This is a genomic window from Bacillus sp. FSL R5-0585, assembly GCF_038004545.1.
Classification (GTDB): domain Bacteria; phylum Bacillota; class Bacilli; order Bacillales; family Bacillaceae_G; genus Bacillus_A; species Bacillus_A cereus.
The window spans coordinates 1,733,231-1,746,027 of record NZ_JBBORJ010000001.1 but is presented as its reverse complement, the minus strand read 5'-3'; the positions used below and the strand labels follow the sequence as shown (position 1 = coordinate 1,746,027).

The window sequence follows — 12,797 nt, the reverse complement described above, 5'->3', positions numbered from 1 at the left end:
CAATGTACGTAATACAAAGTTATGCAGGGGGGGAAATGATGGGAAGTTTACGATTACATATAGAAAATAAAAATAGAAACCAAGAACTAAGAAATATTTGTTTATATTCAATTGCAAAAACAGTATCACTATTTGGTAGCTCTATTTATAGTTTCGCATTAGGATTGTATGTATTACAAATAACCGGATCTGCTTTAAATTTCGCGATTACGCTTATTTTAGGAACGATTCCAATGATTGTTATGAATCCATTTGCCGGTGTCATTGCTGATAAGGTTGATAAAAAGAAACTCGTCGTTTGCATGGATGTATTAAGCGGGTGCTTATTAATAACTGTTTATATATTAAGCAACTATTATGGATTAAACTTATTCATTATTTATACTACTACCTTTCTTATGACCGTATTTACAACGTTTTTTGGAATAGGATTAGAGGCCGTAAAACCGAATATGGTTACTAAAGAACGGTTAATGAGTATTAATTCTATAAGTAAAATTATCGATTCTATATCTTTAATTTTAGGGCCTATGTTAGGGGGCATTGTTTTTGCAGTCTTTGATATGAAAACTTTTATAATTATTAACGGTATTTCATTTATCCTTTCGGCTATATCCATATTGTTTATAAACTTTAAATTGTGCGAGCAAAACATAAATGAGGAATGTTCAATTAGAGAAATTAATTTTATTGAAGATATAAAGGAGGGATACGCTTACTTATTGGAGCGGAAAAGCTTAAAAAATACTTTTAGTATTTTAATTTCCCTTAATTTCTTTTTAGGCTTTGCTGTAACCGTTCCGTTGCCATACATTATTAACACAGTTCTCAATCTTAATTCTAAGCAATTTGGTATGATTCAAGGGACTTTTCCGATAGGTATGATAGTTGGTGCAATATTAGTGAAAAAGATAACTGATTGTTATTCTTATTCTTATCTATTGAAAAAAATAAGTTTTATGTTGGCAATTTTTATGATAGTTTCAGGGATACCTGTTTTATTTAAATCTATTGTAGTAAATAATTTGGTATATGTTACTACGTATTGCATGATTATGTTCTTTTTAGGATTTATGATAGCACAAATTGATATTCCTTTAATGTATTTCATGCAAAATGAGATTCCTGAAGAATATAGAGGAAGAGTTCTTAGTATTGGATTAAGCTTAGGTAAAATAATGCAACCAATAGCACTTGCAATATCAGGACTATTATTAAATTTCATTCCAGCCTACACGCTTCCCATTGCAGGGGGGATTGTATTTTTTACTTTGAATAAAATTTTAGCAAATAAGTTTAATTTAGAAATTCATTCAAAAGATTATAGTGTTTAACGTAACTTAAAAAGCGCAGGATGCTAATCCTGCGCTTTTCTATCGTAATTCAGCTGTTTTTCTAATAACAATCTTATCAATATCATCTTCTTCATCACCAATAAATAACCCGCGCTCTTTTAAATACGCTTCAAAATATAAATCTGCTTCTGCACGTTCATCATATGGTTTGACAGATAGAACGAAACCTAATTTGTTTTGTTCTTCTAAATGAGAAGTGGAAATGTATGCCGGTACATTGTGGCGTAAAAAGAGTTCTTTAACCGGAATAATCATATCTTTCATTAATTTCGTTAACATACCCATTTCAAACTCGAAATTAAAGCGATCTATACTAGATAAATCAGCGAATACTACACCGATAAAACCTGTATTAAATACTTCTTGATATTCTATATCTTCGTCATGGCCGCCGTAAAAATTCTTTTCGATTAAATAATTTACAAAATAAGCAACGCCATCACTTTGTTCAAATGGTTTCGTTGAAAGAACAAAACCAATTTTCTTTTGTTTATGTAAATACACACATGACATGTATGCTGAAATGTTATGTTCTTTAAATAAAGCACTTGTTGCTCCAGAGAGACCATCTAGTACGTGATGAACAATTTGAAGTTTTTTACGAGCGAAATAATAGGATTTCTTTTGTAACTCCAATGTATCAATAAAGACAGAGCCGATAAAGCCTGTATTTGAAATAATAGGTGCTTGCTTTTTTCTTCCTCTGCGCTTTAATGGAGCCATTGTTAAAATCATCCCTTCATGTACGTTTAAAATAAAAAAAGAACGTTTGTTCGTATATTTATATTTTACTATTAAAACGCTATAAAGTAAAGGGTTTTTGATGAAAATATAACAAAAAAGACACCTTATAAAAGGTGCCTTAAACGCTGTAAGGGATAGGGTTTACCCTAACTATTTATATTATGATACAGAAACAATCTCTTCTGTATCTTCTACATCTAAATGACAGTCCATAGTACGAACATCTTGATCTTCATGACTTCCGAAATAAATAGTAATTTTCATATGTATCGCTCCTTTATTCTAGGAATACCTAAAATAATTACTAGTAATGTTAATATTTATTATATACCACTTTTTTCATTCCGACAACGTTATATCATTTTTAATTATTTTAAACTATAGAGCACAATTTAAAGAGGTACTTTTTATAGAAAATGGTAAATTTCTAATATGTTATATTTAATATAGAAAAATTCGAGTGTTACTTTTTATGAAAAGGAGAACTATTGATGAATTATAAACAACTACTACTTGATAACTTTGCATTTAAAACTTCATATGTTGCACAATTTGTGCCCGGAATGAGTATAAAAAAAAACGAAAGATTATATTGCTGTTGATTGTGGATTACCTGCCGATACATTTAATATCATCACTCTACTAAACAATAATTTAACGGAAGGGATCGAGAAATTATATAAAGAGGTAGAATACTATTATCAAAGAAATTTTCCAATGAGTGTTTGGTTATGGGATGAGGAGCAAGAGCGGGATATAAAAAGTGAGTTAATTAAAATCGGTTTAAAAGAAGTGGAACAGAACATTGCGATGGTAGCAGACTTAAAAATAATTTCCCCAACAATAAACATGCCAGTAAGTTTTACTATTCAACAAGCATCTTCACCTGGACAAATAAATAAATTTGGAGAAACGTTAGCTGATCTATTCGGCACATCAGAAGAAGGTATACATGTACAAGCATTCTATAATCAAATTTCTAATCTTGATATATGTAACAGTGAGAATCTGAAATTATTTTTAGGATTTTATGAAGGTGAAATCGTAACTGTTGGTTCATTGATATGTTCAAAAGATAGTATTGGTATTTATGACATAGCAACGAAAGAAGGAATGAGAGGACGAGGGTTCGGATCTGCTATGTTCAATTTCCTGCTGCAAGAAGCACATAAATTTAAAAATACGTATTGTGTATTACAAGCTTCACCCGACGGAATCAATATTTATAAAAAATCGGGATTTCAAGCTATCGGTAAAATGACTGTATTGGAAAATCGACATTTAATTGAGTAAATCATTCAAGTTAAATTGTTTTTATATAGGAGCTTATAAATTGTTATGAAAAAGATATATCTCGTTACAATAATTTGTGCCTTTATAATAATAAGTATCTTTGTTTTTCAGAAAATTAATGAACATAAGTATACTAAAGCTATTAATCAATCAAATCATATAAAAAATATCGCACATAGAGGTGCTTCTGCGTTCGCGCCTGAACATACAATAGCGGCATATCAATTAGGCCAACAAATGAATGGAGATTATATAGAAATTGATCTCCAAATGACAAAAGATGGGCATTTAGTGGCAATGCATGACGAAACCTTAAACCGTACAACAAATGGTACTGGGCTAGTGAAAGAGCATACATTAGAAGAAATAAAGCAACTAAATGCAGATTCTTTTTTCAACGAAAAATATCCGAACTTAGCAAAGAAAGAATTTGAAAATGCTAAAGTCCCAACATTAACAGAAATTATTGAAACGTTTGGGCATAACGCAAACTATTATATTGAAACAAAATCACCTAATGAATATCCAGGAATGGAAGAAAAATTATTAGAAATTATTAATCACTATGAAATACAGGATAAAGTTATTATTCAATCGTTTAGTGAAGAAAGTCTGCAAAAGATTCATAGCTTAAATAGTAATATATCTTTAGTACAATTATTACCTTATAAAAAAGCAGTTCAATTAACAGAATTAGAGATAGAAAAGTATAAAACGTACTGCATAGGTCTTGGTATGAATTACAAATATATTGATTCAGATTATGTAAATAAAATAAAGAAAAACGGATTAGAAGTTCATCCATTTACAGTAGATAATGAAAAAGATATGAAAAAGTTACTTTCATGGGGAGTCGACGGGATGTTTACTAATTATCCGAATCGTTTACATTCAATATTGGATTTGAAAAGTCATGAATAAGAAGTGTTATTCATAAAGGGAAAATTTACACAACCTATATATTAGGATTAATAATGCAAGGTGGCATGTTGCATATAAAAAGAAAATACCAAAAACCGCAACTAGAAGACCTGGGTTGCGTTTTTTTTTATTGCTTCGATTTCAGTTTACAAAGTTTGAAGCTAGAAATGTAAATCTATTTAGATGAATTGGCTTCTTATGTATTTGTACTTCGGATCGTTCTAGGTATATGTACAACCCATGAGACGAGTTTTACATATGATAATAGAAAAGGAGATGTTGCATATTGAAATACCAAACTAGAAACGTAAATAATCTGAATAAATTAGCGGATAATACGAAAGCTGTAGCTTTTAAGTGGTATCAGTACTGTATCGACAATGGAATTGAAGTATTAATTTATGAAACAATCCGTACAGTCGAGCAACAACGTGAATATGTTCGTAAGGGAGCATCACAAACGATGCGCTCATATCACTTAGTAGGACAGGCATTAGATTTTGTTCCAATTCAGTCGAATGGTACAGAAGATTGGAATGGCTATAATAAAGAACCGTGGGCTTCAGCAATTCGTTATGCTAAACAAATTGGTTTTGAATGGGGCGGTGACTGGAAAGGATTTGTGGATAGCCCGCATTTGCAATATAACTACAAAGGGTATGGAACGGATACTTTTGGAAAAGGTGCTCAAAACGTAGTGACTCATCCCACGTCGAATGATAGTGTAGGGGTTGCTTATATTAACGGTAGTAATGTAAATTTACGAAAAGGACCTGGTACTGGATATGGCGTTATTCGTCAATTAGGGAAGGGAGAGTCCTACAAAGTATTTGGACAAACAAATGGTTGGTTAAATCTCGGTGGCGATCAGTGGGTTTATAACGATCCATCATACATCCGTTATACGGGAGGAAATGTACCAGCAACTTCACAATCATCAAACGATGGTGTAGGTGTAGTTACTATAATCGCTGATGTATTGCGTGTTCGTACCGGCCCTGGAACAAATTACGGCATTGTGAAAAACGTGTATCAAGGTGAAAAATATCAATCGTTTGGATATAAAGATGGTTGGTATAATGTTGGTGGAAATCAATGGGTTTCTGGTGAATATGTTACGTTTGTAAAGTAAAAATAAGAGCCGTCCTGTTGGGCGGCATTTTATTTTAAATATTCATAGGACGAGCATTCATAATATTATTTGTAATACATAGAGTATAATTTTTCATTCTAATAATCAGAAAGTAATCAAAATGTAATTAATTTCAACTACGCTTTTTATATTTTTTTGATACACTGGCTACGAGGGGGATACCAATTAAAGTGGGTAAAAACCAAAACCATATTGGCGGAAGTAAATTTAAAATGGGAATATGGATGCCGATATTTACTAAAAGTGTGGTGACTGCACCAATATAAGAACCTAGCATACCTCTAATGTGGTGATGGAGCCAATTTTTCCAACGTTTTTTTCGTGCAAGGTATCCATAAATCGCAAATGAATAAGAGAAGATTGCTACATAAAATAAATATGCGATTTTATCCCAGTTGATAATGGATAATATTATTGCCGTAAGGGTAATGACAACATAGGATGCATGATATATTTCGCCCCATTCGGTATGTTTTCCTTTCTTCTTTTGGGCAACCATCGCTACAATACCAGTGATTAAGCATATTGTTCCAAATAGGATGTGTATGGTTAAAAGAATGTTAAAAATGCTCATAATAATTCCTCCTTTTTTATTTTTATAGTATTGCAGTATAGGAGAAAAGTTGAAAAATATAGTTAGTTCGGCTTAATATATTGAAATAAAGGTATTCCTAGAACAAAACCCAATGATTTAAATGTTTAGTGAGATGATTATTATGTTAAATGAAGGAGAGACTTCTATGTTTACATCTATTACATATTTACAATCGGGCAATGACAAGCAACAAAAAATATATGATGTTTTGAATAGCCTAAACATAATGGAGGATTTAGCTTTATATAATCCCGTTCTTTGCGGGACAATCCCTATAAGAATTGATACTCCTCAATCTGACTTAGATATTGTAATGGAAGTATATAACTTTGATGTTTTTGAGCAGGAAATGAGATCTTTATATGGTTCTTATGGAGGGTTCAACATAAAAAAGAAAAAAATTAAAGGTACTGAATCGATAAAGGTGAATTTTGAATTCGAAGGTTTTGAATTTGAATTATTTGCTCAACCGAAGCCAGTGCGTAATCAAAATGCATATAGACACATGATAGTGGAACACATGCTATTAATGCAGCATCCCCATATAAGGGAGGAAGTTATTCGCTTAAAGGAACAAGGTTTAAAAACAGAACCTGCTTTTGCTCAAGTATTAAATATTGACGGAGATCCTTATGAAGAACTTATTTTATTAGGGCAGGAAATGAAATTGTGGTAAATAAGATACATAAAAAAATCCTCCAAAAACAAAAGAGGATTTTTTTATGCTGTTAACTTCCGAATTAATTCACTGAGCAATTTAATTCCGTTAGTCATTTGTTCTGGAGTAGCATATCCATATGATAAACGAATGTACTGATCTGATTCTTCTTCATAAATACGTCCCGGATTTAAAAGAATTCCTTTTGATAGTGCCTCTGAAAATAGTTTTTTCATCGGAATGTTATGTATAACCTTTAGCCATATAAAAAATCCACCACTAGGAATATCCCATGATGCAATATCTGCACAATATTTATTTAAAGCTCGTATCATTATTTGTCTTCGTTCTTTCAGGTGCATTCTTACGTTTGCTACATGTGCTTCATAAAAACCTTCATTTATCCATTCAGCAGCTACTCTTTGAGATAAAGAGCTGGATCCATAGTCTGTTTGCATTTTTATATCTGACAATCTATCAATAACAGGTTCTGGTCCAATTATCCATCCAATTCTAAGTCCTGGGCTAAGTGTTTTAGAGAGACTACCAATATATAATACATGTCCATGTTTATCCATCGACTTTAAAGGAGCTGGAGGTGATTCATCAAGCCATAACTCTCGGTAAATATCATCCTCGATGATAGGCAATTGCTCTTTTTCACATATTTTTAATATTTCTTTTCTTCGCTCTTTGGACATCAATATCCCCGTTGGATTTTGAAAACAAGGGATTGAATATAAAATATTATTCTTTTGACTATATTTAATTCGTTTTAATAAGTCGTTAGGTAAAATACCGTGATGATCCATTGATATACCGGATAAATTTATATTTGCTGATTGAAAAACATGAAGTGAATATAAGTAAGAAGGTTGTTCAAGTAAAACAGTTGATTTTCTATGTAAAAGACCAATTGATATTAATTGTAATGCTTGGAGTGCACCAGAGACTATTAATATAGAACCCGGTGATGCATGTATTCCAAATGATTTTACGTATTTGCTTATTGCTTCACGTAACGGGTAAAAACCTTTTTGTTCTTCGTATCCGAAATAATCTAATTCCTCACTGACGTTTTTAATTATAGATTGCATAGTTTCGAGCGGGAAAAGGTGAGGTGCAAGTTCACCTTTACTAAGATGGATAAGCGTTTTATTTGCTTCTGCTTCATTTATTTCTCGCACCATTAACTTACTTGGTTTATGAATACCGGCCTTTACATATTCACTCCAATCAGGCGGGGGATTAGTTGCTAATAATGACCATGTATTATTTGTTACAATTGTTCCTGCTCCGATTTGTCCTTGAATTAAACCATCTGCCATAAGTTCATCTAGCGCAGTAATTACAGTACTTCGATTTACATGAAATAATTTTGCTAACTGCCGCTGACTAGGGATTTTACTTCCAATTGGCCATTCTCCGTTTTGAATTTTTTCTTTCATATAGTCTATTATCTGCTGATATTTGGGCACTTTTTTATCGGTCGTCATATAAAAAACTCCTTCGTTTATTTAAAAGATTCAAAGTGGTTGGTTTTTCCGATAAATAACTGGTTGAAGACATTGTATCAACTATTAAATATGATGAAAAGAAATAATTGGTAATTTAAAAATGGTTGGTTTTTTAGGGAAGGAGAGAAAATATGCATAATAAAAAATGGGATTTACGCATTATATGTGCTCACGCTTTTACAATTCTTATATGGGGAACTGCTTTTCCAGCAATTCGTATGGGGCTTGAATCTTATACGCCTGAACACCTTACTTTACTACGCTTATTAATCGCCTCATTTATACTTTTGTTATTTTCATTTATATACAAACTACGACTACCGGATTTAAAGGATATCCCAGCAATTTTTATATTTGGTGCTCTAGGATTTACTATTTATCACATCGCATTAAACTACGGCGAAAAAACAGTAAATGCTGGATCTGCAAGTTTAATCATTTCAGTCACTCCAATAGTGACGGCAATTCTTGCTTCTGTTTTTTTGAATGAAAAAATGAAATTAAATGGTTGGCTTGGTGGTGTAATTAGTTTTGCAGGAATTGCCTTAATTTCATTTAGCCAGGGCGATGCTATTCAATTGAATAGCGGGGGATTATTTATATTATTAGCGGCGATTTCAGAAAGTCTATTTTTCGTTTTCCAAACATCTTACTTAAAAAAATACGGCTTCTTACCATTTACCATATATACAATTTTGTCTAGTACTGTATGTATGCTTATTTTCTTACCCGGAGTTTATCAAGAAATACTAGCAGCTCCTCTTGAAGTTAACTTGAGCGTTATATATTTAGGTGTCTTTCCAACAGTACTCCCGTATATTGCATTGGCCTATATTATATCTCGTGCTGGTGCTTCTGAAGCAACAAGTTCTCTATATTTAACGCCAATAACTGCGTGTTTCATTGCTTGGATATGGTTAGGAGAAGTGCCAACTTTAGTTTCGATAATTGGCGGAGGAATTACTATACTTGGAATTGTGATTGCTCATATACCGGTATTAAGAAAAGAAAAACATAGGAATTTAGCAAATAATCAATCCGTATAATGTAATTCAATAATAATTTTATGATACTTTTTTATATAGTTTCTTTCTTATGTTGATAAATATAATATTTTGTATTTCAGTTAAATATTGTATGTTACATTTTATGTAGTAAGCATTTTAAAAGGAGCTGACAACATAATGAATGGAAAAAGAAATATTTTTACATGTATTTCTATTGTAGGAATCGGACTAGCTAGTTTTTCTAATTCTAGTTTCGCAGCAAGTGTAACGGACAATTCAATACAAAATTCTATTCCCGTAGTTAATCAACAAGTAGCTGCTGCAAAGGAAATGAAACCATTTCCCCAGCAAGTTAATTATGCAGGTGTTATAAAACCGAATCATGTTACACAGGAAAGTTTAAATGCTTCTGTAAGAAGTTACTACGATAATTGGAAAAAGAAATATTTGAAAAATGATTTATCTTCTTTACCTGGTGGTTATTACGTAAAAGGAGAGATTACAGGTGATGCGGATGGGTTTAAGCCACTTGGAACTTCAGAAGGTCAAGGGTATGGGATGATAATTACAGTATTAATGGCTGGTTATGATTCGAATGCTCAAAAAATATATGACGGATTATTTAAAACAGCTAGAACTTTTAAAAGCTCTCAAAATCCTAATTTAATGGGATGGGTTGTCGCAGATAGTAAAAAAGCACAAGGTCATTTTGATTCTGCTACTGATGGAGATTTAGATATTGCGTATTCTCTTCTTCTTGCTCATAAGCAGTGGGGATCTAATGGAACAGTTAATTATTTGAAAGAAGCACAAGACATGATTACAAAAGGTATTAAAGCTAGTAATGTTACAAATAATAACCGACTAAATTTAGGAGATTGGGATTCTAAAAGTTCACTTGATACGAGACCATCTGATTGGATGATGTCACACCTTAGAGCATTTTATGAATTTACAGGTGATAAAACTTGGCTTACTGTTATTAATAATTTGTACGATGTTTATACGCAATTTAGTAATAAGTACTCTCCAAATACAGGACTTATTTCAGATTTCGTTGTAAAAAACCCACCACAACCCGCACCTAAAGACTTCTTAGATGAGTCAGAATATACAAATGCATATTATTATAATGCTAGTCGAGTACCTTTAAGAATTGTAATGGACTATGCGATGTACGGCGAGAAGCGAAGTAAAGTCATTTCTGATAAAGTCTCTTCATGGATTCAAAATAAAACGAATGGAAATCCTTCTAAAATTGTGGATGGTTATCAATTAAATGGATCCAATATTGGTAGTTATCCAACTGCTGTATTTGTTTCACCGTTTATTGCTGCAAGTATAACGAGTAGCAATAATCAAAAGTGGGTAAATAGCGGTTGGGATTGGATGAAGAATAAGAAAGAAAGTTATTTTAGTGATAGTTATAATTTATTAACTATGTTATTTATTACAGGAAATTGGTGGAAACCTGTACCTGATGATAAAAAAATACAAAATCAAATAAATGATGCAATTTATGAAGGATACGATAACTAATTAAATTTGAGAATGGTTACTCAAGAAAGGAATTAGCATAGGCTAGTTCCTTTTTAATATTTTGTAAAACATTATCCATTCTAAAATTCGCATAGATATACTTGCTTTTTTCATATACATAGTTATTGATGACTCTATGTTTTTATGAGGGGAGAGTATTTCTTGGAAAAAGTATTATTTTTCGGAGACCCAGGTATTGATGACTCATTTGCTATTATGTATGGTTTACTGCATCCCGAAGTTGAAATTGTCGGTATTGTAACCGGATACGGAAATGTTGAGCATATACATGCTGCACATAATGCAGCGTATATTTTACAGTTAGCAAATAGACAAGACATTCCTGTCATTAGTGGTGCAACAAAACCACTTACAGAAGAAATCACTACGTACTATCCTGAAATTCACGGAGCAGAAGGATTAGGGCCCATCCATGTTCCAGGAAATATATTATCTATTCCAATATATAATTTCGGCAGTATTGCTGCGATTCTTATAAAGTACGGAAAAGATTTAACGATTGTTGATGTAGGAAGATCTACCTCGTTAGCAATTGCTTTTAATTTATGGAATGATTTAATGCTAAATGTAAAAGGAATCTATTTCATGGGTGGTGTTTTTTTAGAAGTAGGAAACGTTACGCCATTAGCAGAGGCAAACGTGTATGGAGATCCGATAGCAAGTAAAATTGTTTTCCATCAAGCAAAGAATTTATTCATATTCCCTTTAAATGTAACAAACAAAGCTGTGTTAACACCAAATGTATTTAACTATATTCAAGCTAATGCAAAGAATCCATTTCATATGATAATGAAACCAATGTATGACTACTATCTATCCGCATACCAAAAACTTAATCCATCTATGGAAGGACCTTTGCTACATGATGTGGTTGCAATAAGCGGATTAGTAAATCCAAGTTTTTTTGAATTTGTGCATCGTACAGTAAATGTAGATACATACGGAGATACGAAAGGACAAACATTTGCTGATTTTCGCCCTAACTCTAAATCTGAAGGAGCCCGTATAGCTTTAGAAATAGATGCAGAAAAATTCATTCAAGATTTTATAAAAATTATGTTATAAGTTGCTGTCGAAAAAGGGAATTATTTCAATGCGTTGAATATAAAAATACATCCTCTAGATAAAGGAGCTTACAATATTGAATGTCCAGTTAAAGGTTGTTACGAGAGACAATTGGGAAGATGCATTAAAGTTACAAGTTAAAGAAGATCAAAGAAAATTTGTCCCCGCTGTAGCAGTTTCACTTGCTAAAGTATATATAAAACCAGATGGTGACAATGTAGAGTACATACCATTCGCTATATACGATGGTGACCTTATGGTTGGTTTTGTTATGCATGCTGTTGTAATAGAGACATCGGATATGTATTGGATTAACGGATTTATTATTGATCAATCGCAACAAGGTAATGGTTATGGAAAAGCAGCATTACAAGAAAGTATTAATATAATAAAAAATACGTTTAAGGCGTGTAAAGAAATTAGATTAACCGTACATAAAGATAATATCTCTGCAAAGAATTTATATGAACGATATGGTTTCATATCATTAGGACAGGAGTATGATGGTGAGCAAGTATATCGTTTATTTGTTTAACTATTAGGAAGTAAAGGTGTGAAATGAAATATGCAATTTACTGAAGTGAAAATTGAAGTGTTCATTCCTGAAGAATATATTGAAACATTAAGGGATGAATTAAATAAAATTGGAGCATGTAAAACGGGCGAATATGACCATTGTCTTTCCTATAGTTCAATGAAAGGATATTGGAGACCTTTAGAAGAGGCATCTCCTTTTAATGGAGAAATTGGTCAAATATGCGAAGGACAAGAATGTAAAGTTGAAATAAAGTGTAAACGAGAACTTGTAAAAGATGCTCTTGAAGTTATTAATGATATTCATCCGTATGAAACACCTATGATTTATATTATACCAATACTAAATGACTATTTTGAGAAACTATACATTAAATAACTAGGAGGAATATCAA

12 protein-coding genes and 1 pseudogene are annotated in these 12,797 nt (G+C 32.0%); 10 read left to right on the top strand and 3 right to left on the bottom strand.

The genetic code is table 11. The features are described from left to right. Positions 1 to 38 precede the first annotated feature (38 nt). On the top strand, positions 39 to 1,334 hold the full coding sequence (locus MKY38_RS09075) for an MFS transporter (RefSeq protein ID WP_065224931.1): 1,296 nt from the start codon (positions 39 to 41) through the stop codon (positions 1,332 to 1,334). 39 nt (positions 1,335 to 1,373) lie between these two features. Here the strand turns inward: MKY38_RS09075 and MKY38_RS09070 are convergent, their stop codons facing one another. Further along, positions 1,374 to 2,078 carry a hypothetical protein gene (locus MKY38_RS09070; RefSeq protein ID WP_065224930.1) on the bottom strand — a complete coding sequence of 235 codons (705 nt, stop codon included), beginning with the start codon at positions 2,076 to 2,078 and terminating at the stop codon, positions 1,374 to 1,376. A 512-nt stretch (positions 2,079 to 2,590) separates the two neighbouring features. On the opposite strand from MKY38_RS09070, the pseudogene MKY38_RS09065 reads away from it, so the two are divergent. From MKY38_RS09065 to MKY38_RS09055, 3 genes and pseudogenes are all read left to right on the top strand, one after another. Then, a pseudogene (locus tag MKY38_RS09065) lies at positions 2,591 to 3,392 on the top strand (GNAT family N-acetyltransferase). Positions 3,393 to 3,437: 45 nt separating this feature from the next. Next, positions 3,438 to 4,313 carry a glycerophosphodiester phosphodiesterase gene (locus MKY38_RS09060; protein ID WP_065224929.1) on the top strand — a complete coding sequence of 292 codons (876 nt, stop codon included), beginning with the start codon at positions 3,438 to 3,440 and terminating at the stop codon, positions 4,311 to 4,313. Between the two features lie 286 nt (positions 4,314 to 4,599). Further along, positions 4,600 to 5,445 (top strand): SH3 domain-containing protein, encoded by an 846-nt coding sequence (locus MKY38_RS09055; protein ID WP_065224928.1) that lies wholly within the window; start codon positions 4,600 to 4,602, stop codon positions 5,443 to 5,445. A gap of 133 nt (positions 5,446 to 5,578) precedes the next feature. On the opposite strand, the gene MKY38_RS09050 is transcribed toward MKY38_RS09055, so the two are convergent. Beyond that, entirely contained in the window at positions 5,579 to 6,040 is a 462-nt protein-coding gene (locus MKY38_RS09050) for a DUF2306 domain-containing protein (RefSeq protein ID WP_341048744.1), read from the bottom strand. A gap of 166 nt (positions 6,041 to 6,206) precedes the next feature. Here MKY38_RS09050 and MKY38_RS09045 point away from each other — a divergent pair, with 166 nt between their 5' ends. After that, positions 6,207 to 6,737: a DUF4269 domain-containing protein gene (locus MKY38_RS09045; protein WP_065224927.1), complete on the top strand. Its 531-nt coding sequence runs from the start codon at positions 6,207 to 6,209 to the stop codon at positions 6,735 to 6,737. 44 nt (positions 6,738 to 6,781) lie between these two features. On the opposite strand, the gene norG is transcribed toward MKY38_RS09045, so the two are convergent. Beyond that, positions 6,782 to 8,215 (bottom strand): efflux pump transcription regulator NorG, encoded by a 1,434-nt coding sequence (gene norG / locus MKY38_RS09040; protein WP_065224926.1) that lies wholly within the window; start codon positions 8,213 to 8,215, stop codon positions 6,782 to 6,784. A 152-nt stretch (positions 8,216 to 8,367) separates the two neighbouring features. Here norG and MKY38_RS09035 point away from each other — a divergent pair, with 152 nt between their 5' ends. The 5 genes from MKY38_RS09035 (at position 8,368) to cutA (ending at position 12,781) form a co-directional block, all read left to right on the top strand. Beyond that, positions 8,368 to 9,282 (top strand): DMT family transporter, encoded by a 915-nt coding sequence (locus MKY38_RS09035; RefSeq protein ID WP_000551623.1) that lies wholly within the window; start codon positions 8,368 to 8,370, stop codon positions 9,280 to 9,282. 138 nt (positions 9,283 to 9,420) lie between these two features. After that, on the top strand, positions 9,421 to 10,782 hold the full coding sequence (locus MKY38_RS09030; RefSeq protein ID WP_065224925.1) for a glycosyl hydrolase family 8: 1,362 nt from the start codon (positions 9,421 to 9,423) through the stop codon (positions 10,780 to 10,782). 162 nt (positions 10,783 to 10,944) lie between these two features. Continuing rightward, on the top strand, positions 10,945 to 11,868 hold the full coding sequence (locus tag MKY38_RS09025; RefSeq protein WP_341048741.1) for a nucleoside hydrolase: 924 nt from the start codon (positions 10,945 to 10,947) through the stop codon (positions 11,866 to 11,868). Between the two features lie 76 nt (positions 11,869 to 11,944). Continuing rightward, a complete protein-coding gene (locus MKY38_RS09020) occupies positions 11,945 to 12,403 on the top strand; it encodes a GNAT family N-acetyltransferase (RefSeq protein WP_065224924.1) in 459 nt (152 codons plus the stop codon). A gap of 30 nt (positions 12,404 to 12,433) precedes the next feature. Beyond that, a complete protein-coding gene (gene cutA, locus MKY38_RS09015) occupies positions 12,434 to 12,781 on the top strand; it encodes a divalent cation tolerance protein CutA (RefSeq protein WP_341048740.1) in 348 nt (115 codons plus the stop codon). The last annotated feature ends 16 nt before the right edge of the window (positions 12,782 to 12,797 follow it).

Bases quoted from the DNA above. Each gene is read 5' to 3' on its own strand.
- MKY38_RS09060 (WP_065224929.1), top strand. From the start codon at position 3,438: ATGAAAAAGATATATCTCGTTACAATAATTTGTGCCTTTATAATAATA.
- MKY38_RS09070 (WP_065224930.1), bottom strand. From the start codon at position 2,078: ATGGCTCCATTAAAGCGCAGAGGAAGAAAAAAGCAAGCACCTATTATT.
- MKY38_RS09050 (WP_341048744.1), bottom strand. From the start codon at position 6,040: ATGAGCATTTTTAACATTCTTTTAACCATACACATCCTATTTGGAACA.
- MKY38_RS09035 (WP_000551623.1), top strand. From the start codon at position 8,368: ATGCATAATAAAAAATGGGATTTACGCATTATATGTGCTCACGCTTTT.
- norG (WP_065224926.1), bottom strand. From the start codon at position 8,215: ATGACGACCGATAAAAAAGTGCCCAAATATCAGCAGATAATAGACTAT.
- MKY38_RS09045 (WP_065224927.1), top strand. From the start codon at position 6,207: ATGTTTACATCTATTACATATTTACAATCGGGCAATGACAAGCAACAA.
- MKY38_RS09030 (WP_065224925.1), top strand. From the start codon at position 9,421: ATGAATGGAAAAAGAAATATTTTTACATGTATTTCTATTGTAGGAATC.
- MKY38_RS09075 (WP_065224931.1), top strand. From the start codon at position 39: ATGGGAAGTTTACGATTACATATAGAAAATAAAAATAGAAACCAAGAA.
- cutA (WP_341048740.1), top strand. From the start codon at position 12,434: ATGCAATTTACTGAAGTGAAAATTGAAGTGTTCATTCCTGAAGAATAT.